This is a genomic window from Sphingobacterium griseoflavum (assembly GCF_014653155.1).
Lineage (GTDB): Bacteria > Bacteroidota > Bacteroidia > Sphingobacteriales > Sphingobacteriaceae > Sphingobacterium > Sphingobacterium griseoflavum.
Map to the genome: position 1 here is coordinate 1 of NZ_BNAF01000001.1, position 22,440 is coordinate 22,440.

24 protein-coding genes and 1 rRNA gene are annotated in these 22,440 nt (G+C 45.8%); 13 read left to right on the forward strand and 12 right to left on the reverse strand.

What is annotated here, in order from left to right:
• Nucleotides 1–152: 152 nt before the first annotated feature.
• Both rrf and IE165_RS00010 read left to right on the forward strand, forming a co-directional pair.
• Nucleotides 153–264 (forward strand): 5S ribosomal RNA (gene rrf / locus IE165_RS00005).
• A gap of 178 nt (nucleotides 265–442) precedes the next feature.
• A complete protein-coding gene (locus IE165_RS00010; RefSeq protein ID WP_189624549.1) occupies nucleotides 443–1,921 on the forward strand; it encodes a S10 family peptidase in 1,479 nt (492 codons plus the stop codon).
• A gap of 78 nt (nucleotides 1,922–1,999) precedes the next feature.
• Here IE165_RS00010 and IE165_RS00015 read toward each other — a convergent pair whose 3' ends face one another.
• Nucleotides 2,000–3,862, reverse strand: coding sequence for a CocE/NonD family hydrolase (locus tag IE165_RS00015; protein WP_189624550.1), 1,863 nt, complete (start codon nucleotides 3,860–3,862; stop codon nucleotides 2,000–2,002).
• 140 nt (nucleotides 3,863–4,002) lie between these two features.
• Between IE165_RS00015 and IE165_RS00020 the strand changes: the two genes are divergently transcribed.
• The 4 genes from IE165_RS00020 to IE165_RS00035 are packed head-to-tail and all read left to right on the forward strand — an operon-like array spanning nucleotide 4,003 to nucleotide 6,122.
• The gene (locus IE165_RS00020) at nucleotides 4,003–4,515 is read left to right on the forward strand and encodes a GFO_1088 family ECF-type sigma factor (RefSeq protein WP_189624551.1); all 513 of its coding nucleotides are present in this window, start codon (nucleotides 4,003–4,005) and stop codon (nucleotides 4,513–4,515) included.
• Nucleotides 4,484–5,128 carry a hypothetical protein gene (locus IE165_RS00025; RefSeq protein ID WP_189624552.1) on the forward strand — a complete coding sequence of 215 codons (645 nt, stop codon included), beginning with the start codon at nucleotides 4,484–4,486 and terminating at the stop codon, nucleotides 5,126–5,128. Before IE165_RS00020 ends, IE165_RS00025 begins: the two co-directional genes overlap by 32 nt.
• A gap of 11 nt (nucleotides 5,129–5,139) precedes the next feature.
• Entirely contained in the window at nucleotides 5,140–5,610 is a 471-nt protein-coding gene (locus IE165_RS00030; RefSeq protein ID WP_189624553.1) for a DUF4252 domain-containing protein, read from the forward strand.
• 2 nt (nucleotides 5,611–5,612) lie between these two features.
• Nucleotides 5,613–6,122, forward strand: coding sequence for a DUF4252 domain-containing protein (locus tag IE165_RS00035; protein WP_189624554.1), 510 nt, complete (start codon nucleotides 5,613–5,615; stop codon nucleotides 6,120–6,122).
• A gap of 99 nt (nucleotides 6,123–6,221) precedes the next feature.
• On the opposite strand, the gene sucD is transcribed toward IE165_RS00035, so the two are convergent.
• Both sucD and IE165_RS00045 read right to left on the reverse strand, forming a co-directional pair.
• Nucleotides 6,222–7,094 carry a succinate--CoA ligase subunit alpha gene (gene sucD, locus IE165_RS00040; RefSeq protein WP_189624555.1) on the reverse strand — a complete coding sequence of 291 codons (873 nt, stop codon included), beginning with the start codon at nucleotides 7,092–7,094 and terminating at the stop codon, nucleotides 6,222–6,224.
• An 80-nt stretch (nucleotides 7,095–7,174) separates the two neighbouring features.
• Complete coding sequence (locus IE165_RS00045; protein ID WP_189624556.1) at nucleotides 7,175–7,708, reverse strand: RNA methyltransferase; 534 nt, start codon at nucleotides 7,706–7,708, stop codon at nucleotides 7,175–7,177.
• Between the two features lie 166 nt (nucleotides 7,709–7,874).
• Between IE165_RS00045 and rpsT the strand changes: the two genes are divergently transcribed.
• A complete protein-coding gene (gene rpsT, locus IE165_RS00050; protein ID WP_189624557.1) occupies nucleotides 7,875–8,129 on the forward strand; it encodes a 30S ribosomal protein S20 in 255 nt (84 codons plus the stop codon).
• A 106-nt stretch (nucleotides 8,130–8,235) separates the two neighbouring features.
• Here rpsT and IE165_RS00055 read toward each other — a convergent pair whose 3' ends face one another.
• Both IE165_RS00055 and IE165_RS00060 read right to left on the reverse strand, forming a co-directional pair.
• Nucleotides 8,236–9,081 (reverse strand): 3-keto-disaccharide hydrolase, encoded by an 846-nt coding sequence (locus IE165_RS00055; protein ID WP_189624558.1) that lies wholly within the window; start codon nucleotides 9,079–9,081, stop codon nucleotides 8,236–8,238.
• A gap of 15 nt (nucleotides 9,082–9,096) precedes the next feature.
• Complete coding sequence (locus IE165_RS00060; RefSeq protein ID WP_189624559.1) at nucleotides 9,097–9,912, reverse strand: AraC family transcriptional regulator; 816 nt, start codon at nucleotides 9,910–9,912, stop codon at nucleotides 9,097–9,099.
• Nucleotides 9,913–10,239: 327 nt separating this feature from the next.
• On the opposite strand from IE165_RS00060, the gene scpC reads away from it, so the two are divergent.
• Nucleotides 10,240–11,730, forward strand: a complete 1,491-nt coding sequence (gene scpC, locus IE165_RS00065; protein WP_189624560.1) for a succinyl-CoA:acetate CoA-transferase ScpC — start codon at nucleotides 10,240–10,242, stop codon at nucleotides 11,728–11,730.
• Nucleotides 11,731–11,775: 45 nt separating this feature from the next.
• Here the strand turns inward: scpC and gldG are convergent, their stop codons facing one another.
• From gldG to IE165_RS00100, 7 genes are all read right to left on the reverse strand, one after another.
• Nucleotides 11,776–14,187 (reverse strand): gliding motility-associated ABC transporter substrate-binding protein GldG, encoded by a 2,412-nt coding sequence (gene gldG / locus IE165_RS00070; RefSeq protein WP_189624561.1) that lies wholly within the window; start codon nucleotides 14,185–14,187, stop codon nucleotides 11,776–11,778.
• Nucleotides 14,188–14,292: 105 nt separating this feature from the next.
• Nucleotides 14,293–14,871, reverse strand: a complete 579-nt coding sequence (locus IE165_RS00075; RefSeq protein WP_189624562.1) for a hypothetical protein — start codon at nucleotides 14,869–14,871, stop codon at nucleotides 14,293–14,295.
• Nucleotides 14,872–14,928: 57 nt separating this feature from the next.
• Nucleotides 14,929–15,636 (reverse strand): ATP-binding cassette domain-containing protein, encoded by a 708-nt coding sequence (locus tag IE165_RS00080; protein ID WP_189624563.1) that lies wholly within the window; start codon nucleotides 15,634–15,636, stop codon nucleotides 14,929–14,931.
• A gap of 42 nt (nucleotides 15,637–15,678) precedes the next feature.
• The gene (locus IE165_RS00085; RefSeq protein ID WP_189624564.1) at nucleotides 15,679–16,626 is read right to left on the reverse strand and encodes a glycerophosphodiester phosphodiesterase family protein; all 948 of its coding nucleotides are present in this window, start codon (nucleotides 16,624–16,626) and stop codon (nucleotides 15,679–15,681) included.
• Nucleotides 16,610–17,131 (reverse strand): shikimate kinase, encoded by a 522-nt coding sequence (locus tag IE165_RS00090; RefSeq protein ID WP_189624565.1) that lies wholly within the window; start codon nucleotides 17,129–17,131, stop codon nucleotides 16,610–16,612. The genes IE165_RS00085 and IE165_RS00090 overlap by 17 nt, the downstream gene beginning before the upstream one ends.
• Nucleotides 17,131–18,330: a BT_3928 family protein gene (locus IE165_RS00095; protein WP_189624566.1), complete on the reverse strand. Its 1,200-nt coding sequence runs from the start codon at nucleotides 18,328–18,330 to the stop codon at nucleotides 17,131–17,133. Before IE165_RS00095 ends, IE165_RS00090 begins: the two co-directional genes overlap by 1 nt.
• 3 nt (nucleotides 18,331–18,333) lie before the next feature.
• Nucleotides 18,334–18,879, reverse strand: coding sequence for a DUF1599 domain-containing protein (locus IE165_RS00100; RefSeq protein ID WP_189624567.1), 546 nt, complete (start codon nucleotides 18,877–18,879; stop codon nucleotides 18,334–18,336).
• A gap of 118 nt (nucleotides 18,880–18,997) precedes the next feature.
• Here IE165_RS00100 and IE165_RS00105 point away from each other — a divergent pair, with 118 nt between their 5' ends.
• The 5 genes from IE165_RS00105 to cysM are packed head-to-tail and all read left to right on the forward strand — an operon-like array spanning nucleotide 18,998 to nucleotide 22,430.
• Nucleotides 18,998–19,549 (forward strand): DUF4269 domain-containing protein, encoded by a 552-nt coding sequence (locus IE165_RS00105; protein WP_189624568.1) that lies wholly within the window; start codon nucleotides 18,998–19,000, stop codon nucleotides 19,547–19,549.
• Entirely contained in the window at nucleotides 19,536–20,333 is a 798-nt protein-coding gene (locus IE165_RS00110; RefSeq protein WP_189624569.1) for a HipA family kinase, read from the forward strand. Before IE165_RS00105 ends, IE165_RS00110 begins: the two co-directional genes overlap by 14 nt.
• Nucleotides 20,311–20,694 (forward strand): DUF3037 domain-containing protein, encoded by a 384-nt coding sequence (locus tag IE165_RS00115; protein ID WP_189624570.1) that lies wholly within the window; start codon nucleotides 20,311–20,313, stop codon nucleotides 20,692–20,694. The genes IE165_RS00110 and IE165_RS00115 overlap by 23 nt, the downstream gene beginning before the upstream one ends.
• Nucleotides 20,695–20,748: 54 nt before the next feature.
• On the forward strand, nucleotides 20,749–21,558 hold the full coding sequence (epsC, locus tag IE165_RS00120; protein WP_189624571.1) for a serine O-acetyltransferase EpsC: 810 nt from the start codon (nucleotides 20,749–20,751) through the stop codon (nucleotides 21,556–21,558).
• A complete protein-coding gene (cysM, locus tag IE165_RS00125) occupies nucleotides 21,558–22,430 on the forward strand; it encodes a cysteine synthase CysM (protein WP_189624572.1) in 873 nt (290 codons plus the stop codon). The genes epsC and cysM overlap by 1 nt, the downstream gene beginning before the upstream one ends.
• The last annotated feature ends 10 nt before the right edge of the window (nucleotides 22,431–22,440 follow it).

The window sequence follows — 22,440 nt, forward strand, 5'->3', positions numbered from 1 at the left end:
ATTGCCCGAAGCTTTCCACGCCGGTAGAACGTTGTTGTCTTCCTTCTTTTTCTTTCTTTCAATGCATGTCATTAATTGTAATGGGAATTGCGTACTGCGAATAGAGTGTTTTACTCACTGCGCATTGCTCTGTACCCAATACTAAAAGATATTCAGGTGCCTATATCGGCGGTGTCTACCTCTTCCCATTCCGAACAGAGCAGTCAAGCCCGCCAGAGCCGATGGTATTGCCGTAACAGGTGGGAGAGTAGGTCGGTGCCTAATTTTAAACGAAGCCCCTTCAGGAAACTGGAGGGGTTTTTCTTTTTTATCCGTATGGTGGTCTTTGTCCTTACTTCATATTCCATAGCGTGCTCCGTCCTCCGTAATAATCTTGTTTTAATCTTGCTACTCTTAGAAAAAAGCGCGTTATTGCAGGCATTGACTACCAATAATCTACGACATGATAAAACAACTATTTTTGGGTCTAATCCTATTCTCCGTATCCGCCTTGTGTTTTGGCCAACGGTTTCCGCCGGCGGATAGCGCAGTTGTGACCAAGCATCAACTTACGGCGAATGGGCAACGCTTCATGTACACGGCTAAAGCCGGTACACAACCCGTGTGGGACGAAAAAGGGAAAATATTGGCTACCGTACAATACACCTATTATACCCGGGACAACATCACTGATTTAGCACGTAGGCCGTTGCTCATTTCATTCAACGGGGGGCCGGGATCCGCATCCGTATGGATGGAGCTGGCCTATACGGGCCCCAAGTTGCTGCACATCGATGATGAAGGATATCCACTTCAACCCTATGGAGTAAAAGATAATCCTTATTCTATCTTGGATGTCGCAGATATCATCTATGTCAATCCCATCAATACCGGATATTCTCGAATTTTAGATGAGAAGGCCGACCGAGCGACTTTCTTTGGTACAAATGCCGATATCCGTTACCTGGCGGAATGGCTAAATACGTTTGTCACACGGCATAATCGCTGGTCATCCCCGAAGTATTTAATTGGTGAGAGCTACGGCACCACGCGTGTATCGGGCTTGGCGCTCGAACTGCAAAATGCACAATGGATGTATTTGAACGGTGTGATGCTGGTATCCCCGACCGATCTAGGCATTTCTCGTGATGGTGCGATCGAAAAGGCATTGCGCTTGCCTTATTTTGCTGCCACAGCGTGGTACCATAAGAAACTATCGGCTGATTTGCAGTCACGCTCGTTGGAGAGTTTATTGGAAGAGGTGGAGAAATATACCTTGGATATTTTCTTGCCGGCAGTAGCGCGGGGGTATTCCTTACCTAAAGCTGATCGAGAGCGCATTGTGCAGCAGGTGGCAGCATATAGCGCGTTGCCGATCGCCGTTGTGGAACAGAATAATTTAGATATATCAACATCGCTTTTTTGGAAGGAATTGAGGCGGGGTGATGGATACACCATAGGTCGACTGGATTCCCGTTACTTGGGAATCGACATGCGCGAGGCCGGCGAAAGACCGGATTATAACGCCGAACTCACCTCCTGGCTACATTCGTTTACACCGGCTATCAACCACTATTTTTGGAACGATTTGGGGTACCGGACCGATGTGAAGTATAATATGTTCGGGCCCGTGCATCCTTGGGACAGGAGCGATGATCGCACAGGGTTAAGTTTACGTCAAGCAATGGCTGCCAACCCCTATTTGCACTTGATGGTACAGTCTGGATATTTCGATGGGGCGACTGATTATTTCAACGCAAAATATAATATGTGGCAAATGGATCCCTCCGGGAAATTGGCGTCAAGAATGCGTTTTAAAGCTTACAAAAGCGGCCATATGATGTATCTCCGAAAAGACGATCTTATTCAGGCGACGAATGATATTCGTCAATTCATCAACGAAACACTGCCCAAAGACAATCAGGCGGCCAAGTACGAATAGTAATGATAAAAAGATAGCATGCGGTTTGAAGCGATGATGGGAATCCGCTCAAACCGCATACTGCTCTGCGCAAGCCTGCTAGTCAATTACTTCAAAAGAGATACTGCTCGGTTGGTCTTTTGCAAAGTATAAGCGGTGCTCATTTTTGATATAGTCTTTTGCTTCCGCTTGGTAAATATCCATAAACTGGTTTGGATTCCTGTCGACCAGCGGAAACCAAGAATGCTGAATCTGGATCATCAATTTATGGCCTTTCCGAAAGGTATGAGCGACGTCAGGCAACAGCACGCGAACAGGGGTCTTCTTGTTCGGTACAAATGCTTTTGGATCGCTGTAACTGTCCCTGAATTTACCCCGGAGTACCTCGCCACGTACCAACATCTGGTAATTTTGCATGACCGTGGTCTCGTCCCGAGGCGATGTTGCACTTGAACTGTCAGGATAGACATCAATCAATTTCACAACGAAGTCTGCATCGGTTCCAGTCATGGAGACGATAAGATTGGCCAAAACTGGTCCAACAACAGTTAAATTATCCTGCAGAACATCCGTCTCAAAAACCAACACATCCGGACGGTTCGCAACAAATCGCTGATCGGCCACCATATATTCTCTCGTTCGGTCGGTGATGATTCCCTCTTGAAAAGGAACGGGTTTGTTCGGATCACTACTATAGCTGACGTGGTCTTCGGTAGGCATGTCGGTTTGCGACGTAAGTTTGCCGGTCGACGTAAGGAAAAGTGTTCGTTCGCTACCTGTTGCCGGAGGCCATTGCTGAAATTTTTTCCAGGTATTGGAGCCGGTGATGTAGATGGTCGCTTCTGCAGGGTTGAAATTTCCTTTCCCTTTCAAGTGATGTTCGAAAAACGGGAGTTCGATTTCCTGTTGATAATAATGACTTGTTTTTTCGCCAAAACGGATATCACCAAAGTAGTCCCCTTCCGCACGCACCCATCCGCCATGATACCACGGACCTGCAACCAGCACGCTATTGTTCTTCGGACTGCGTTTCTCAATCATTTTATAGGTTTCGAAAGCCCCGTAGGTATCTTCGGCATCGAACAAACCGCCCACCACAAGTACCGCTGGTTTTACCGCGCCCAAATGTTCCGTTATCGTTCTGCTGATCCAAAAGCTGTCTCTCGCAGCATGTTTTGCCAAGTCATCCCAAAACTTGACCGTATGGTCTAAATAGGAGGCTTTCAAACCAGACAGCGTGGGGTTTTCGAGAAAGAACCGGTAATAGTCTTTCGATTTCAACTGGAATCCCTTGGGCGCCTCGGCATTGGTGACCGGTTTGGGCCGCGGTGCATCAAAGCTGTACATAAAGCGGAAGGCATCCATCAGGAACAAGGCACCGCCATGGTGAAAATCATCCCCAATAAACCAGTCGGTAACAGGTGCTTGCGGAGAAACTGCTTTCAAAGCCGGGTGGCTCCCAATAAGTGCTGCTGTGGAATAGAATCCAGGGTAAGATATGCCATACATACCCACCTTGCCATTATTGTTTGCAACGTTTTTGACTAGCCAATCTATCGTGTCGTAGGTGTCGGTACTTTCATCGATCTGTAAACCGTTCGATGGAGACCGCGTAGGCCGAATATTCTCGTAGGTACCTTCGCTCATCCAACGGCCGCGGACATCTTGGTAAACGAAAATATAACCGGCTTTTGTCATCGCGGGGAAGTTGCCTAAATAGTTTTTGGCGGTGTCGGTCCCATATGGTGCAACGGTGTAAGGCGTGCGATTAAGCATTATGGGATACTTCTTCTTGTTATCTTTAGGAACATAAATGGATGTGAACAAACGTACGCCATCCCGCATGGTGATATACTGTTCTATTTTTGTGTAATGGTTTTTGACATAGTCTGCCGTGATATCCTGTGCACGGCCAAGTGTACAAAAAATAATAAGGAAAAGCGTAATAAAAAGTCTATTCATCGGGCTAAATTTGCTTTAGTTTAATCAACTATGAAAGTACGCAAATAGTTTGGAAGCACAACCGCTGATTTTTGTAAAAAAAAGTGAATTTAGATGTAATGTTTTGCTATGTGTACTTGTCTTCCTATTAAATGAGCCAAATGAATCAAGATATCTTCAAAAAAACGGTTTTCGTCTTCAAAGACAAGATGTATCGCTTTGCGAAGAGTATGCTCACCGATACGGACGATGCCTACGATCTGGTACAGGAGGTCATGATGAAGCTTTGGCAGATGCGGGATGAGTTGGCGCAGGTCACCAATAAGGAGGCATTTGTGATACGCTGCGTACGTAATGAAGCGATGAATAGGCTGAAACATGCGAAGGTGGTACAGCTTTATCAATATACGTTGCAGGAAGGTGTGGTAACAGAGCATTATCCGGCACTGACGAAGGAGTTGATACAACGATTGATAGCAGCGCTGCCGGAAAAGCAAAAAATGGTTATGCACCTGCGCGATATCGAAGAATATGAGATTGCGGAGATTTGCGAAACACTGGATTTGGAAGAAAGCGCGGTACGTGTAAATCTGAGCCGGGCGCGACAACGTGTTAAAGGACAACTTCAAAAAATTTTTGATTATGAAAAAAGACAGATCAACAGAAATGGATGAGAAGTATTGGGAGGGGATTTCGTCTTTGCGCGAAGAACGCTCTCTTAAGAAAAAGGCAGAACAGCCCTATTATGAGCAGCTGGATCAGCTTGCCAAATCCGAAATGAAATGGGACTTTGATGATTTTGTGCAGATGACTGCAGAAAGCACGGAAAAGGGGTATATCGTACCAAGCAAATCAAAAAGCCGTTGGTGGGTGTTAGCATCTGGCATGGCGGCAAGTCTAGCTCTGGTCCTTGGGTTCCTTTTTTTTAAGTCGAACGATAGCGAAGAGGTAGTTGTTTCTGCGGCAAAGCACAGCAGCAAGATCCCTTCTTCAGCTACCTTGCCGGATGCGCCTCTGGTGCAAGTTGACGTGCCTAGCGATGTCGCTACGAAAAACACACGGAAGCAGCCCAAGAAGCGAATCGCTGTACAGCCGCAACCGCAAGAAATGATGGATGACCTGACGCAGACGGGCGACGATGCATATGTGTTCGTGAATGGCAAGCCGGTTTATGATCAGGAAGAAGCAGAAGAAATAGTCTTGGCATCATTGCAGATGATGACCGCTAATTTGCAAGAAGGAAGAAATGCACTGGAAAAAGTGAAATATATACAAGTTGAATTGTAAAAACCATAGATATGAAAATTATATTATCCGTCACGATGCTCCTTTGGGTAATCACGACACAGGCACAGGTATCAAAACTTGACAAGATTTTTGACAAGTATCAAGAGGCAAAGGGTGTAACGTCCATTAAAATAGGGAAGCCCATGTTCAGTATGATCCAAAAACTGAATATCGGTGAAGATGAGATGGGACAGATCAAGCCGTTGCTAACCAAAATCAATTCGATAAAGATGTTGGTAGTGGAAGACGACAGCCTACATATCAAAGATGAAGTTAAATCTGCATTTTCGAATATCCAGTATGAAGAACTTATGGCGATCCATAGTGATGGAAGTCGAATCAAGTTTTTGGCTGAAAGTACAGCTGGCGATGTCTTAAACAATTTATTATTGGATATTTCGGCGGATGGCAGCACTATTTTTATGATTTTGGACGGCCGCATCAGCTATGCGGATATTGATAAACTGGTAAATCAAAAATAGCCATGGTAAAAATATATCAACTTACATTTTGCATTGTCATGATTATCATGATGCAATCCTGCTACATCAAGCAGCGCCCTAATATGAACTTTGTGGACCGTGCGGATGCAGGGCAGCAAGCCGACATTGTTTCCATCAAGGTGCCAATGTTTTTAGTGAAGCCTTTTTTAAGAAAAGAGCTGCAAGAAGAGGATGACGAAATGCTTCGTCTTGCGATGAGGAAGATCAAAAGTGTCAAGTTAATGACCTTGTCAAACGCCAGCAATAATGCGCGCATCCAAGAAAACTATAAGCAATTTTTGCGAGACGAGCATATGGAGGAGTATGCAAGTATCATCAGTGACGGCGATCGGGTTACGATCAACGCACAAACCAAAAAAGACAAGATCCGAAAGTTGATGTTAGGTGTGTCTTCAGAGGATGGAGAGCATGTCTTTATCGAAGTAAAGGGAAATTTTTCTGTAGCAGATATTGCGCATGCGCTTGATTCTTACGAAAAGAAAAACAAGTAAATTTTTCTGCTCGATGTGTGGATCCGCCAGCCTTACAACAGGCAATAAAAAAAGCTCGAAAGTAATTTCGAGCTTTTTTTATATTGGTATCGTGAAAGCTTATTTTGCTAATTCTTCCGCGATTGCCGCGCCGATTTCGGCAGGAGATTCTACTACACGGATACCGCACTCACGCATGATTTTCATTTTAGCCGCAGCCGTATCGTCAGCACCGCCAACGATTGCTCCTGCATGCCCCATACGGCGTCCTGGAGGCGCTGTCTGGCCGGCAATAAAACCGACAACCGGTTTAGTGCCAAATTCTTTGATCCAGTTGGCGGCTTCCGCTTCCATGCCACCACCGATTTCGCCAATCATAATGATCCCTTCGGTTTCTGGATCGTTCATCAGTAATTCTACCGCTTCTTTTGTCGTGGTGCCAATAATGGGGTCACCACCAATACCGATAGCAGTGGTAATGCCTAGCCCTGCTTTTACAGTTTGGTCTACTGCTTCGTATGTTAACGTACCAGACTTGGACACGATACCTACTTTGCCTTTTTTAAAGATAAAACCAGGCATAATACCGATTTTAGCTTCTTCAGCAGTAATGATTCCCGGACAGTTTGGACCAATTAAACGAGATTTTTTGTCACTCAAGTAAGATTTTACTTGAATCATATCTTTAGTAGGGATACCCTCTGTAATACAAACGATTACTTCAATACCTGCCTGTGCAGCTTCCATGATCGCATCAGCGGCAAATGCAGGTGGAACGAAAATTATAGAAACGTTAGCGCCAGTTGCTTCTACGGCATCCTGTACCGAGTTAAATACAGGACGATCAAGGTGCGACTGTCCACCTTTTCCTGGTGTAACCCCACCTACCACGTTGGTCCCGTACTCGATCATTTGAGAAGCGTGATAAGTACCTTCATTTCCGGTAAAACCTTGTACGATTACCTTTGAATCTTTATTGACTAATACACTCATTTTTTCTGTTTTTTTGCAAAGCAAATCTACTATTTTGCAACGACTTCTAAAAATTAAGCTTAGGCTAATACTGCATTTTTTTATAAAAGCTTTAGCTTTTGGATGAAATGCCAAAGGATGATCCCTACCGTTACCGATACATTCAACGAATGCTTGGTTCCAAACTGCGGGATCTCAATGCAATGCGCTATTTCCTGCATCACTTGATCAGAAACGCCATGCACCTCATTGCCGAAAACAAATGCATATTTTTTTGTGGTTTCCACTGATATATCGTGCAGGGCTGTACTATCTGCCGCTTGCTCGATGGCTACGACGGTATAGCCGTTTTTTTTCAACGATCTTACGGCATCTAAGGTGTCTTCGACATGTTCCCAAACAACGGACTGCGTGGCGCCCAGTGCGGTCTTCTCGATTTCGCGGTGTGGTGGTGTGCCGGTAATGCCGCACAATAGTATTTTTTCCACCGCAAAACCATCGGCAGTCCGAAAGGTCGATCCAACGTTATGCATGCTACGCACGTTGTCTAACACAATAACGATAGGCGTTTTATCTTGCGCTTTAAATGATTCGACATCTGGTCGATTCAATTGTTCCATAGATAATTTTTGCATGATTTTCGGTGTTAAAAAGGCCAAAATTACATATTTTAATCCGGATCCCATCATAACAAAAAGCCGGAGCACTACATTTTTAAAAATAGATTTTGATAATTGAAAATATCATGTTATTTTTGCATTCCGAAATTAGTACACAGAAAATAAAAATCAGCTAAGAGAAATGGCAAATCATAAATCAGCGATCAAAAGAATTAGAGCAAACGCAGCAAAACGCTTAAGAAACCGTTACCAAGCAAAAACTACGCGTAACGCGATTAAAAAACTACGTAACACAACGGATGCGGAAGAAGCAAAGTCTTTGTTGCCAAGAGTTGTTTCTATGTTAGATCGTTTGGCTAAGAAAAACGTAATCCATAAAAGGAAAGCATCTAACAATAAATCAAAATTGACAAAATTTGTCAATAAATTAGCGTAAGCTTTTTGTTATTGAACAGCATAATAGGGAAGTATATTCGTACTTCCCTTTTCTTGTTTACGATAAGAAAATAGGGTCTGATGTTATACGCAGACCCTATTTTTTGTTAGCGTATTGCTTGAATGGCTTTATCCAGCTTGGCTTTATCGTTCTTATAAGGCGAGAGATCATACAGTTCCACTTTGCGAAAATCAATCGGGTGACTTTCACTTTGCAGGTGAATGAATCCGTTGCTCAACAGCTTTCCGTCCGGTTTTTGTTGTGGGTCATAGTTTTCAACATTTCCGCCTCCAAACTGGGGTTGGTTGTACTCCAATACCACCTGACCATCCAGGATATGTTGGATAAGCGAATCCCCAAGGACCAAAAAGTCGGCCGTGACCCACTGATCACCATGGTATGTCTTTGAGGTTGAGCTTTGGCAATGTGGCGTAAAAAGCTTTTCATTGATCACCACATTGGTGCCTGGCGTGCATAAGTTTGATGTGGTACGGGCATCAGTTCCGTTGCCACCTAGCAATTGCCCTTCAATAGAGATAGGGAAATCTTGATCCTTCAGCATTGTTTTCGGGTCTTGTCCATGCAGCATCGCACCGCTGTTTCGCCATGCCCAGCCTTCGCCTCCTTTCGCTTGCTCTTCTACAAAGCGGTATTCCAATCGCAGCAAGTAATAACTGTATGGAGTATTGTAGGCCAAATGTCCATATTGCTGATTGAAATCATCGTATCCATCGTAGCGCACTTTCAATAGCCCATCTTCCACACGGAAAGTATTGGCGTAGTTTTCTCCACTTTCATGCAGTCTGATTTTAGGAGTCCAGTTCTTCAAGTCTTTACCATTAAATAGCTGTATGGCTTTTGGGGTTTCTGTTGAGGAGGTCGCACGGCTGTTTGTTGAACAAGCAAAAAAAATGGCGCTTGCAGCCATTACCGAAAAAAGAGTGGTTTTCATGTTTACATATTAAGTTTAAAGTAGTAGATTTTTATTTTTTACATATTCGCTTGGACGTACCCCAATGATTTTGTTGAAGGTGTTGCTAAATGTAGGCAAACTGCTGTATCCGACGCGCAGTGCAACTTCGTTGATATGTAATTTCTCATCCAAAAGGAGTTTCAAGGCTGAAAGCATACGTAAGATGGTATAGTATTGGATGAACGACATATTAAGCTCGCGCTGGAAAAGACGGGCGAGTGTGCGCTCGCTGATATCAAATTCTTGGGCAAGCATTTTAAAACTGATGTTTTCATCGATACGATGGTCCAAGTAATTTACAATGTCCTTAAGCTTTTCATGTTTCGGATAAGGAAGAGCGAGCGGTAATTCGGTATTGGAAACTTCGGGAAGGATCAACTTGAATGCTTTCGCTATTGCGAATTTCGATGCTTCTGTCGGAGAGATGTTGCCGGTCCATCGGTTTGTAAACATGATAAATTCAATCAGGAAATCGTTCACAGGATAAATGTTTACCCGATCAAAAAAATCCGTATCCGTATGGAACGCCGGGAAATATAGGTTGCGCATGATCACCTGCGGGCTACTGGGGTGGATACTATGCCGTATCCCGGCGGGGATCCATATGTAATGTCGCGCCGGGAGGAAGTAGCTCTTTTCTGGTGTTTTCAAGAACACTATTCCGCCTTCCGTGTACAGAAACTGCCCCTTTTTGTGGCTATGCTCGGCAATAAACGTTTCGCCCATGACGGCGTGGTGGCAATAGATGCTGTCAGCAAACGAGTCTACCTCGGTCATGTAATATTTGTCGACATATAACTTATTGTCCATAGCGTGCCTTTTTCTTGAGGTTATAAATCTCATGTTTTTTAATGATATAACCAAGATAGTTCAGGGTATCGTGTACGGAAAACTATGTTTTGTTGCATGAAGCGAGCTGCCTTTCGGTTTCGAAAGTGGTCTTTACTTGATGATTCTTTTGTTGCTTGATATCTGTCGGGATCTGTATGGCAGTGGTTTGATGCTGAACGGACTCCTATACCGCTAGGGAATTTTGATAATAATGTGTCGCATGTTAATAAAATACGTAGTGAAAATATGCGTATTATTGTTTATCCTATTTTGGGACCTTTGGATCGGGTTTGTTAATCAATGAACATGGCTTACGAGAGAATAAAACTAGAACGATTAAAAGACAAAGTGATGTCGGCGGAAGATGCCGTGCTTTTGTTTGAAAATGATATGCTGGTCGGGGCCAGCGGTTTTACGAAGGCTGGCGACAGTAAGGTGGTGTTGGAGGCGTTGGCAAAACGGGCCAAAACGGAAGGTATTAAGATCACACTGATGACGGGTGCGTCGCTGGGCCACGATACCGATGGGAAACTTGCGGAAGCGGGTGCGCTAAAGAAACGGATGCCGTTTCAGGTAGACCGCGTACTGCGTAACAAGATCAATGCTGGGGAGGTGCTTTTCATCGATCAGCACTTAAGTGAAAGTGTGGAGTTATTGCACAATAAAGTAACACCCCCGCTGGATATTGCCGTTATCGAAGTTGCTTACATCGATCGTGATGGAAGCTTGGTGCCCACCACATCGGTAGGGAATTCGGCTACGTTTGCGGAGTTGGCCGATAAGATCATATTGGAGGTCAACACCGCCATTCCTATGGAGATTTACGGTTTGCATGATATCTATAAGGCGGAAAATTATCCCTATCGCAATGTGATCCCGATCGTTGCACCATGGAACAAAATTGGCAGGAAGACCATTCCTGTTAATCCGGACAAGATTGTGGGTATTGTGTTTACCGATAAAAAAGACAGCCCTGCGGATATTGCGGAGCCGGACGAGAAAACGACGGCGATTGCCGGACATATCCTGAAGTTTTTTGAAAATGAAGTCCAGCTCGGACATCTTACAGACCGGCTTTTGCCCTTGCAGGCCGGTATAGGTAAAGTGGCTAATGCCGTGCTAACCGGGTTTAAGCAAAGTAATTTCTACGATTTGACGATGTTCTCCGAAGTTTTGCAGGATAGCACGTTTGATTTGATAGACGCAGGTGTACTTTCTTTTGCTTCAGCCTCGTCCATTACGGTGTCTGCCGCTTGTTATGAACGGGTTTTTGGCAACCTGCAAAAATACCGCGACAAAATTGTCTTACGCCCTCAAAACATTTCAAATACGCCTGGGCTAATACGCAGGCTCGGTATCATAGCCATCAATACGGCGATAGAATTTGACATTTACGGAAATGTTAACTCTACGCATTTAGGCGGTACTAAAATTATGAATGGTATCGGAGGATCGGGTGATTTTGCCCGTAATGCTTATCTAAGTGTTTTTGTCACACAGGCGGCGTCTAAAGGAAATACAATCTCCCACGTATTACCGATGGTTTCGCATGTAGACCATACCGAACATGATGTTGATATTCTGGTGACGGATATCGGTTTGGCAGATCTTCGGGGTTTGGCGCCAAGGGAACGCGCCCAAAAGATTATCGATAATTGTGTGCACCCGGATTTTAAAGACGAATTGCAATCTTATTTTGATAGAGCCTCTGCAAGAGGTGGACATACGCCGCACCTGCTGGAAGAGTCCTTCAGTTGGCATATCCGTTTGTCGGAAACGGGATCCATGAAGAAATAGGAGAAAGGAAGGAGGTTGGCCTCTTTTTCTTTCGTTTTGAAGATGCTATCGTCTTGCTTTGCCAAATTTTCGTCTGCGAAACTGCTGTTGCGCAAGCGCAATGACGCTTAACAAGAGTATGGGCGCTGCTACATTTACCAGTTGCCACATTAGCTTTTGTTCCTTTATTTTGACGGGGTTCAGCAGTCTTAGTTTCACTGACCGATTTCTCAAGCCTATCAGGCTGTCATCGTGCAGCAGGTAGTCGACAGTGTTTTGCAGGAAGGCTTTATTCGCAAATTGCCGTTCCATGTAGCGATCCCATCCTAATGGATAGGGCGATTGGTCTTTGCTGTCAATTTGGTTGATGAGCCAATCTGCATCTGCAAATACGAGCATCTTGCTAGTGTGGTGGATGTTCGTCAAATCAATTGGTTCGGCGATGTCGCTAGGTGCCGCCCTGTTTTCAAAAAGATAGGGGAATTCTCCGCTCAGCAATACGGCAACGGGATAGGGATGCGTATGGAATTTCTTTGGATCGGGCTCTTCCTCCACCATTTGTAAGCTGATGGACGCAGGAACGCGCCATCTCTTTGCAAACGCCGAAGAAGTCAATATGATATTTTTTTTGATAGATGGCGAACCCACGGTATCTAAGGTGCCGACAAACTCCGTACGGATGCCGTCCAGGTTTCGGACAATTGGATGAGATGAGGTGGGCGTTACGATGGGGAAGAAATACCAAGGGGCGAGTGCTATCTGTGGTTGCCCGGACATAGCGCCTACCGTGATCGGAATCTGCCCGCATTGGAGGTCGGCAATGAGCTCATCATTCAGTCGTACACCATACATGAAGAGCTGGTCGTCTAAATTAAGCGAACGCGCTATGAGCGGCTGGCTACCGGTTTTTTGGAGGTGATGCAGGGATGCATCCACTTGATCGATCGCCCACACCACACGCCCACCATGCCGCACGAAATAATCGATCTTGTATTTATGACTTTCTTTAAATGCCGAGGTTGGTTTTACAATGAAAAGAAGCTTAAGCTGATCTAACGAGGCGTAGGTTACGGAGTCGAGATTGACACGCCCCACTTGATGCCCATCTGCCGCAAGGCACTGCATGGCATCGTATAGCTCTAGATCGCTAGGCTCCCCGTGGCCCTCCGTAAATCCTACAAAAGGGGGCTCCTGGCTATTCGCCTTTTTTAGGGCAGCGGTAAAAGCGTAGGCAAGATTTTGTATGGAGTTGTTGATTGCTTCTTCAGGAGAAACACTTTGCTTTTGTTGCAATAGGTTAACCAGGATTTCTTGTGTTCCGGAACGAATGACGGCGGTAGGGAAAATCAGTTTTTGGCTCCATCCCTGATCCGTCTTCACCCGAAGATTGGTGGGCTGTATGCCTCTCGATAGCAGGGCATCGGCAAAAGCCTGTTGTTCAGCTTGACTACCTTCCAAGGGATCGATCAAGGTATAGTCAAGTTTGCCAGGGGCATAGGATTTCAGATCGCTGGCCATATCCATAGCTGCTCGCTTTAGCTCGTTGAACCCGTTCGGTAAATCACCATCCAAAAAGATAGTGATGTGCACGGGGGCTTCCATACCCTGTAGTACTTCTTTTGTCGCCTCGCTTATACTAAATCGTCGATCTTCTGTCAAGTCTAACCGAATCGAATAAGAAAAGTATTGCTGGTTCAGGAGAAAGTAAGCTAAAAGAGTTGCTGTATACCACGTAAGTGTCTTGCTGCGTTTTCTGAAATGACGCCCCAAATGGCCGACGGTAAAAATGATGAATAGCGCTGATACACTGAAGAAATAAATCAGATCGGCTAGGTCCAGGACCCCCCGGCTGATGCTGGTATAGTGCGCCTGCAACCCCAGTTTTTTTATAAACGCAGTACCTGCTTCGAAGGATAGCAAATCGCCCATGGCCTCGAGACCGTAATAGGCAAAAAATAGGGCAAATACGGCAAGTAAAAAAGCGACGATGGCATTTTTCGCTAGGGAGGAACAAAAGATGGCGATCGCGGCATAGGTACATGCTAGAAAGAAGAGCCCGAGGTATGATCCCAAAGTAGCACCGATGTCGATATTTCCGGTAGGACTAGCTAGCAGGTAGATGGTACAAGCGTAGATGGTTGTGGGGAGAATGGATAAAACAGCGATCCCCACGATGCCGAGATATTTTCCCGCGACAATTTGGAATAGGGTATTGGGCCGGCTAAAGAGCAGGTCGAACGTGCCCGCTTCTTTTTCTCCAGCTATACTGCGTGCGCCAATGGCAGGAATCAGGAAAAGAAAAAGATAAGGAGCGACAGCGAAGAAGCTATGCAGACTGGCGTATCCTCCATCAATAATAGAGGTGCTGGGGAAAATCCAAGCCAGCAATCCACTAGCAAGTAAAAAAATGGCTATTGCCAAGTATCCTACCAGCGAATTGAAGAACGAATAAATTTCCTTTTTGAAGATGTTGATCAAGGCAAAGCAGTTTTGTCCGCTCGAAAATAGCAAATTCAGGGCGCTAAAGCAAGAACGCACGTATCCGGATGGATCGTGCGTTTTTTGTATCTTGCAATGTAGGGACTATCTTCTGCCTGGAAGGTAGATTTGGAAGCCGACGGCAACACCTAGGCCACTTTGTCCACCACCAGAGTTGACATTCGCTTTGCTATAGTTATAACCTGTCATCACCTCCAACGCAACGGTCTGTGTGATGAAGTGCGCATAGCCAACGTTGGCGCCGAGAGCAAGCGACACGTCGCTACCAGGTTTACTGCCGGCAATTCCGATATCGCCTTGTCCAAAAAAGCGACCAGATGAGCTTGCTCCTCCTGGAAAGTAATAACGCACAAACGGAGAGATACCATAATTGTAGACATTGTCGTCTCCTTTGATAGCTGTAAAGCCTAGGCTCGCTTGTGCACCGATAGCTAAACCATCCGTGACAAAATAACCTGCACGAGGATTAAGATTAATGTTAAACTGATCGCCTTCGAAGCTATATCCGATATTACCGATTGATCCTCCGACCATCCAGTTTCCCTGTTTAATAGGTTCTAGACCTACATTGGCTGTGGTTTGCGGAGTTGTTTCAATGCGCTGCGCTTCAGCAGTCAGCGCGAATCCCCCGATCAAAGCCATTAAAAATGTAAACTTTTTCATATCTAATCAAGTGTTAAAATGTATATTATAAACACTTGGCAAAAAAAATAGTTTGAATTATTTTGTTAAGCGTACAAAAATTTCTTCCAGCGATTGACCCGGGTATTTGGTAGCCATGTCGGCTACACGGAAATGGTCGCGAATCTTTCCCAGGTGTAGAATGATGACTTCATCACATATGGCTTCCACCTCTTGCAAGAGGTGAGTGGATAGAAGTACCGTTTTTTCTCGGCCCAGTTCCTTGATCAGGGCACGAATTTCGATAATTTGGTTCGGATCTAAGCCGGCGGTCGGTTCGTCCAACAGCAAAACCTTCGGGTTATGGATCATGCATAAGGCTAACCCTACACGCTGTCTGTACCCTTTTGAAAGCTGTGCAATCTTTTTGTGCTGTACCTCCAACAGTCCCGTTTGTCGGATCACAGCTTCCATGCGTTCGGACTTATTCGCTATGCGGTGCGTATTCGCCTCGTAGTCTATCAGCTCGGTGACATACATATCTGCGTACAACGGATTGTTTTCGGAAAGGAAGCCAATTTCCTTTTTTGCTTGTAAGGGCTTTTTCTTCACATCGATGTCTGCGATTTCGTATGTGCCAGCACTGTCGGGAAGCAAGCCCGCTAAAATCTTCATCGTTGTCGACTTCCCTGCACCGTTTGGTCCAAGAAAACCAACGATACTGTGCCGCTGTGTCTCAAAGGTTACACCATCCAGCGCAAGCTGTGTGCCATATCGTTTTGTTAGTTGATCTACTTTAATGGACATCTGTTCGTTGCGTTTGGGAGGTCATGCATGACCTTGGTAAATCTAATCAATATACGGAGATGATAGTCCTCGTTTTCGTATATAATACTGCAACGATTTTGCAGCTTGCACCGGCCTATCCGTGCTGAGGATGTCGGCACCCCGCTCAATAAATTCGGCATAGAGCTGGTCTCCGCGTGTCTCGGCTTGTCTATCCAGATTTCCCATTGTTCCCAAGATGCACAGGATGCCGTGCTGGTGCAAAAGGTCGGTCAACTGCCTGTCAGCTTCTTTCGTGCCTATAAACGCTAGGATGCGCGTGTCGGGCACGTCTGCGTCATTCAATCGAATAAGATCATCTGCGTTGCGTATTGATGCCGATATCATCAGGTCAGGCGCCAAATTATTCACGAGAGCGGCTTGGTTCACATTGTAGGTTATTAATGCTACATATGCTTCTGCGTGGGTTTTGCGGATCGCATCGACCACCAACCGATAAGGCACGTTTCGCTTGATATCCAAGGTGAAAATTACCTTACCTTTACCCCAAGCCAACGCTTCTTCCAATGTAGGAATCTGATAGGAAGTAAGGTTGCCCTGTGTATCCTTCAAGCGCAGTTTCTTTAGCTCCTCGAGTGTCTTATGAATCGTGTTTCCTTTGCCCGTGGTGGTTCTGTCCAAGGTCTCATCGTGCATCAATACCAGCACGGAATCTTTCGAAAGTGCAATGTCACATTCTATTATCGATGGGGTTTTGTAGGCGACACGTTGGAACGTTTCAAGCGCGTTTTCCGGGTAGTCCAAATCGGGGCCACCCCGGTGCGCGCTAACCAACGGAACCCGTTTATCAGAATACGTTAGGAATTTATGTAGATCTTCTACGCCTGCAAAATTAAAAATTTGATTGTGCTTCCCTAAGTGTCCAAGATCTGCTGTGCCGTTTGTACGGAAACAAGCTGTGGTAGAGAGGATGCAAAGGGCGCAAATGATAAATTTAAGACGGATCTTCATAGTTTGCTATGGCTTGGGAAAGTGCATCCACAGAGGTGTTTAATTGATCGATATGAAGCTGCGCCCGCTTATAAAAAGATTCGCGTTGACCTAATTTATCTTCGATGAACTGCAGCAGTGCTTCGCCCCGCAGTCCTTTCAAAGCCGGGCGGTTGGCGATTTTGGATTGTTGCAGTCTGGCATGTAACGCCCTAGGTGTCATCTGCAGATAAACTGCTAACCCATTTGCCAAGATCCAGTCCATGTTATCAAAATAGCAAGGGCTTCCACCTCCGGTTGATAAAACAACATCTAGTCCGCCATGCTCTTTCAAAACCTGGCTTTCCAGTATCCGGAATTGCTCTTCACCGTGCTTTTCGAAATATTCCGGAATCGACATCCCTACGCGATCAACGATCAAGTGATCGAGGTCTATAAATTTTTTCTGCAGCTGGTTGGCGAGCTTTCGTCCTAGCGTTGTCTTTCCGCTTCCCATAAAGCCGATCAGGAAGATAGGTTTATCCATTATTTTGCTAAATACTCTTTTTCTAATTCTTCCTTTGACGGAAACGTAATTTTAGACCATTTTTTGATGACCACCCCGTTCTGCATGAGCATGACGCCCGGATTGGACCTTACCATACTTTTCAAAGGTACCGCATCTGCGTAAAACATCTCGAGCACCAGGTCCATTTCCTCGTTGAGGCTATTCGCGATTTGCGCCGAACTTGCTGTCAATAATACCGCACGCAGGTTGTAGTCGGCGGAAAGATCCCGGATGGTCGTGTTTATACGATCTAGCGCAATCATGTCCGTTGTAGATAGTTTATCAGCATAGGTGCTCACGACAACGAAGTTGTAGTACGGATTGGTAATGATCTCTTGGGTTACATCGTTTCCATCAGCGTCCGAAATCAACAGATCCGTGATGGGGATTTGATATCCTTTTTTGACCAGGCGCGAAGAAGGCTCGCCAACCACCTCCCAGTTTTCGTCTTCCCAGATTCCAGCCATGTATTCTTTGTCTGTCACTTTTTTGGATTCGCCAGTGCGGATGTTTTTGATCTCGTAAATGTATTCGAAAACATCCCCTTCCTTTCCTTCCGGTAGTACCATCAGAGCTGGAATATTATTACCTTCTTTATAAGGTAGGAAATCGATAATAGGGAGAAAGTAAAGGGTGTATATCCCGATACCAAACGAAAATAGCACCACCAAGGTTGCTGCGATACTTCTTGCCGTCCCCTTTTTCATGATCGGGGTGATCCTGTTCCGATAGCGGAAAATGATCAGGATGAATACCAGCAATATCAGATCTTTCAGGAAGGATTGCCAAGGGGTAAGCGGTATGGCATCACCGAAACAGCCACAGGAGGTCACTACTTCGAAAAATGCCGAATAAAAAGTTAGAAAAGTAAAGAAGATGATCAGAAGCAGTAAGCCCCAAGCAACCTTTTGTCTATGCAAGCCCAACAGGAGGAAGGCGCCAAGAACAATTTCGAAGCCACAGATCAAGATCGCGATCCAGGCGCTGTAATCGTTTAACGCGTCCAGATGGAACACGTGGAAGTATTCCTGAAGTTTATAGCCAAATCCTGTGGGATCGTTGGCTTTGATAAATCCGGAGAAAATAAATAGTACGCCTACGACAAGTCGGCTAAAGCCAAGCAACATGCTGCCCAGGTTTGCTTTTTTCTTACGTGTAGGATTAAAGTTTGTTTCCATGTGTTAGTGTTGTTCGGCAAGCCCCATTTTTATCAAGGCAAATACGGCATAGTTTAACATATCTTGGTAATTGGCTTTCAAGCCCTCGGATACGATTGTTTGTCCGTTATTATCTTCAATTTGTTTTACGCGTTGCAACTTCATGAGGATTAGATCCGTCAGCGAAGAAATGCGCATATCGCGCCACGCTTCACCATAGTCGTGGTTCTTAGCAAACATCAGATCGCGTGTTTCGTTTACTTTTTCTTTATATTTTTCGTCCACAAAGGCATAGTCGAGTTCGCTGGGGGCATCTTCAGGAAGCTCCAGTTGCATCATGGCGATGACGCAATAGTTGACGATACCTATATATTCATCTAGTATCCCTTCGCCTACAAGTGATACCTTTTTTACCTCCAGCGTGCGGATGCGTTGCGCTTTTATGAACAATTGATCTGTCACCGAGGATGGGCGCATGATGCGCCAAGCAGTTCCATAATCTTTTGTTTTCTTTAAAAATAAATCTTTGCAATAACTAATGACCTGGTTGTATTCGGTACTTGTATCCATGTGTTGAACGCTGTTTTGCCTGTATGTTCTTTGACAAATATAGGCAGAATATGTTATTTGGGGGAACAGGATTGCCCCACTATTTGAGAACTAAGAAAAATAAGTGTTAATTTTGTTTATGCATGCTGTTAACTTGGATCGGTTTGGCCATATCGAACATTTGAAGATGGGGACGGATCAACAACAGGCGGTCTACCATCTGTTGACGAATGCAGGACTGTTCGATCAGTTGGAGGCGTATGATCCCCTGCTCGTGGGCACGGTGCCGATCGACATTGCTATTGCAACAAGTGATTTGGATATCGTCTGCTGTGCCAGCGATCTCGACGAATTCTGCCGCTTTGCACAAGAAACGTTCAGCTGGCGGGAGTCTTTCCAGCTATTGAAGTCGACCTTCAACCAAGTACCTACTGTTTTGGTCCATTTTACGTTGTCGACTTTTGAAGTTGAGCTGTTTGTGCAGCACGTCCCCTCCAAATTGCAGCACGGCTATCGGCATATGATTAAAGAATATGAAATCTTAGCAAGCCGCGGTCCAGATTTTAGAAAGCAGGTGTTGGCGTTAAAGCGTGCTGGTCTCAAGACAGAACCTGCTTTTGCTAAACTACTGGGGCTCGAGGGCGACCCTTACGAGCGCATACTTAACTATCATATACATGAAAATATTTAAACCGGAGATTCGCGAAGTGCAGATTACGCGATACGTACAGCCGTTTCGGGAGGGAGGATCGCTGCCGGCACTGGTCGATGCTGATGATGGCTTCAGCTACGTTATCAAATTCCGTGGCGCCGGACAAGGGCGAAAGGCATTGGTGGCAGAACTGATAGGAGGGGAGTTGGCCCGCTTTTTAGGATTGCGTATGCCCGAGATGGTATTTGCCGAACTCGATGAATCCTTCGCACGTACAGAACCAGATGAAGAAATACAGGATCTCTTACGCTTTTCTATCGGAAAGAATCTCGGCGTCCATTTTTTGAACGGCGCGATAACATTTGACCCGAATGCAGATCGGGTGGAAGCCCTAGAGGCCTCAAAGATCGTATGGCTTGATGCGCTGTTGATGAACGTAGACCGAACGGTGCGAAATACCAATATGTTGATGTGGCATGGTGAGCTGTGGTTGATCGACCATGGGGCATCCCTGTATTTTCATCACGCTTGGGACAATTGGGAAGAGCAGCTGGCGAAGCCATTTGTGCAAATTAAGGACCACGTCTTGTTGGGTTACGCATCGCAGGTAGAGGAGGTAGACCGCACATATCGCCACTTGTTTACGGCGGAAAACATACGCAATGTGCTTGATTTGATCCCGGACGAATGGCTTATGGACGAAAGTCGGGATCTTGATGCTAGCGCTGCCCGGGCTGTTTACCTATCCTTTTTGTTGGGGCGTATTGCACATGCCGATAATTTCATTAAACAGTTAGAAGATGAGCGAAAGAACCGTTTATGAATATGCCGTCGTGCGTGTGGTGCCGCGTGTGGAACGGGAGGAATTTATCAATGTCGGGGTAGCACTCTATTGCAAAAGGCAGCGCTACGCGGACGTGAAGCTATTTGTCGATGAGGCTAAATGCAGGGCATTGCATGCGGACATCGATCTGGAGCTGATTCGGAGACACCTGGATTCTTTCCGGCGAATCTGTGTGGGCGATCGTTCAGCAGGGAAACTTGCCGAATTGGAACAGGCAGAACGCTTTCGCTGGCTGACGGCAAAGCGGAGTACGTTGATCCAATGTTCGGTAGTCCATCCGGGACTTTGCGCATCCGCCGAAGAGACCCATCAGGTACTTTTTGATAAATTAATCCTATAGAAATAGTAGGTTTTCGTGAAATGAATCTTAAATTTGAGGCTAGACATGCAAGGGATGGACGATTTTTATCAACATATATTTCAGAAACAACTAGAAGTGCAGGATATGCCGAGTAATTCGCGTATTGCAGATTGGGCAAAGCATGTGCTTCATCTATTGTTTCCGGAAAAGCAATCGGCAAATTTTGGAACTGTGCGGGATGTACGCCAAGCTTTTGAGGAAGCCGAAGACGAGCTGTTTGCTTTGCTGCAGAAAACAAAGGCCTGTTCGCACTGCGATCACCGCTTGATCGCGCACGAGTTTTTTGAGGCATTGCCTAGCATTTACGCTGTGATGCTTACCGATGCCGAGGCCATCATGGATGGTGATCCTGCTGCCAAAAGCTTGCGCGAAGTCATTCGCACCTATCCCGGTTTTCATGCTATCTGTATATATCGGCTGGCCCATCAGCTGTGGAAGGCCGGTGTTCCGCTCATTCCGCGTATCCTCACGGAACATGCGCACTCCAAGACCGGTATCGATATCCATCCAGGAGCGCAAATTGGCAAGTATCTATACATTGACCATGGTACCGGGCTTGTCATCGGCGAAACCAGCATAATCGGTGACCACGTCAAACTTTACCAAGGGGTAACTTTAGGCGCCTTGAGTGTAGAAAAGAATATGGCCAACACCCAACGGCACCCGATCATAGAAGATTTTGTCATTATCTATGCCGGAGCTACCATTTTAGGCGGACAAACCGTCGTCGGTCATCATTCCGTTATAGGAGGGAACGTTTGGCTGACCTCGAGCGTAGACCCTTATACCACGGTTTACCACCAACCCAACTCAAAATTTATTGACTCTAAACCCCTCGCATAATGGGAAATCTAATCGATACAATTGGCAATACACCGCTTGTCGAAATAACCTCATTCCATGACAATCCGAACGTGAAGATCTTTGCAAAAATGGAGGGGAATAACCCAGCTGGCTCGGTGAAAGACCGAGCAGCGCTCAACATGATTCGATCGGCGCTCGAGCGTGGCGAAATCACCAAAAACTCGAAGCTTATCGAAGCGACCTCTGGCAATACCGGCATCGCTCTGGCCATGATTGCCGGACTATACGGCTTGGATTTGGAGCTGGTGATGCCCTCGACATCGACTAGAGAGCGTACCTTGACGATGGAGGCTTATGGCGCAAAGGTGACGCTACTGGAATCGATGGAAGTATGCCGCGACTATGCGGAGGAAAAGGCTGCCGCAGGCGATTATTTTATTTTGAACCAGTTTGCCAATCCGGATAATTACGGTGCCCATATTAAAACGACTGGCCCTGAAATATGGCGAGACACGGCGGGCAAGATCACGCATTTTGTGAGCGCCATGGGAACAACAGGAACCATTATGGGCTGCTCCATGTTCCTGAAAGAGAAAAATCCGGCTATCCAGATCATAGGCTGCCAACCTACGGAAGAGTCCTCTATACCGGGGATTCGACGTTGGCCTGTAGCATACTTGCCGAAAATATTTGATCCGGCTCGTGTGGATACTGTCATCGATATTGCACAGGGCGATGCCACCGCCCGTGCGCGCGAACTCGTGCGCAAGGAAGGTATATTTGCTGGGATGAGCACCGGCGGAGCCTTTCATGCGGCGCTGGCTGTTGCCCATGGTATCGAAGAGGGGGTGATCGTTTTCATCGCCTGTGACCGCGGCGATCGCTACCTCAGCTCCGATCTATTTACTTAATTAGGAATCA

What these genes read in the sequence shown, in the direction of transcription:
- rpsT (WP_189624557.1), top strand. Translation starts at nt 7,875, where the DNA reads ATGGCAAATCATAAATCAGCGATCAAAAGAATTAGAGCAAACGCAGCA.
- IE165_RS00045 (WP_189624556.1), bottom strand. Translation starts at nt 7,708, where the DNA reads ATGCAAAAATTATCTATGGAACAATTGAATCGACCAGATGTCGAATCA.
- IE165_RS00055 (WP_189624558.1), bottom strand. Translation starts at nt 9,081, where the DNA reads ATGAAAACCACTCTTTTTTCGGTAATGGCTGCAAGCGCCATTTTTTTT.
- IE165_RS00020 (WP_189624551.1), top strand. Translation starts at nt 4,003, where the DNA reads ATGAATCAAGATATCTTCAAAAAAACGGTTTTCGTCTTCAAAGACAAG.
- IE165_RS00090 (WP_189624565.1), bottom strand. Translation starts at nt 17,131, where the DNA reads ATGGATAAACCTATCTTCCTGATCGGCTTTATGGGAAGCGGAAAGACA.
- IE165_RS00030 (WP_189624553.1), top strand. Translation starts at nt 5,140, where the DNA reads ATGAAAATTATATTATCCGTCACGATGCTCCTTTGGGTAATCACGACA.
- IE165_RS00080 (WP_189624563.1), bottom strand. Translation starts at nt 15,636, where the DNA reads ATGTCCATTAAAGTAGATCAACTAACAAAACGATATGGCACACAGCTT.
- cysM (WP_189624572.1), top strand. Translation starts at nt 21,558, where the DNA reads ATGGGAAATCTAATCGATACAATTGGCAATACACCGCTTGTCGAAATA.
- IE165_RS00025 (WP_189624552.1), top strand. Translation starts at nt 4,484, where the DNA reads ATGAAAAAAGACAGATCAACAGAAATGGATGAGAAGTATTGGGAGGGG.
- IE165_RS00035 (WP_189624554.1), top strand. Translation starts at nt 5,613, where the DNA reads ATGGTAAAAATATATCAACTTACATTTTGCATTGTCATGATTATCATG.
- IE165_RS00075 (WP_189624562.1), bottom strand. Translation starts at nt 14,871, where the DNA reads ATGAAAAAGTTTACATTTTTAATGGCTTTGATCGGGGGATTCGCGCTG.
- sucD (WP_189624555.1), bottom strand. Translation starts at nt 7,094, where the DNA reads ATGAGTGTATTAGTCAATAAAGATTCAAAGGTAATCGTACAAGGTTTT.
- IE165_RS00100 (WP_189624567.1), bottom strand. Translation starts at nt 18,879, where the DNA reads ATGGATACAAGTACCGAATACAACCAGGTCATTAGTTATTGCAAAGAT.
- IE165_RS00095 (WP_189624566.1), bottom strand. Translation starts at nt 18,330, where the DNA reads ATGGAAACAAACTTTAATCCTACACGTAAGAAAAAAGCAAACCTGGGC.
- IE165_RS00085 (WP_189624564.1), bottom strand. Translation starts at nt 16,626, where the DNA reads ATGAAGATCCGTCTTAAATTTATCATTTGCGCCCTTTGCATCCTCTCT.
- scpC (WP_189624560.1), top strand. Translation starts at nt 10,240, where the DNA reads ATGGCTTACGAGAGAATAAAACTAGAACGATTAAAAGACAAAGTGATG.
- IE165_RS00115 (WP_189624570.1), top strand. Translation starts at nt 20,311, where the DNA reads ATGAGCGAAAGAACCGTTTATGAATATGCCGTCGTGCGTGTGGTGCCG.
- IE165_RS00110 (WP_189624569.1), top strand. Translation starts at nt 19,536, where the DNA reads ATGAAAATATTTAAACCGGAGATTCGCGAAGTGCAGATTACGCGATAC.
- IE165_RS00105 (WP_189624568.1), top strand. Translation starts at nt 18,998, where the DNA reads ATGCATGCTGTTAACTTGGATCGGTTTGGCCATATCGAACATTTGAAG.
- IE165_RS00015 (WP_189624550.1), bottom strand. Translation starts at nt 3,862, where the DNA reads ATGAATAGACTTTTTATTACGCTTTTCCTTATTATTTTTTGTACACTT.
- IE165_RS00010 (WP_189624549.1), top strand. Translation starts at nt 443, where the DNA reads ATGATAAAACAACTATTTTTGGGTCTAATCCTATTCTCCGTATCCGCC.
- IE165_RS00060 (WP_189624559.1), bottom strand. Translation starts at nt 9,912, where the DNA reads ATGGACAATAAGTTATATGTCGACAAATATTACATGACCGAGGTAGAC.
- epsC (WP_189624571.1), top strand. Translation starts at nt 20,749, where the DNA reads ATGGACGATTTTTATCAACATATATTTCAGAAACAACTAGAAGTGCAG.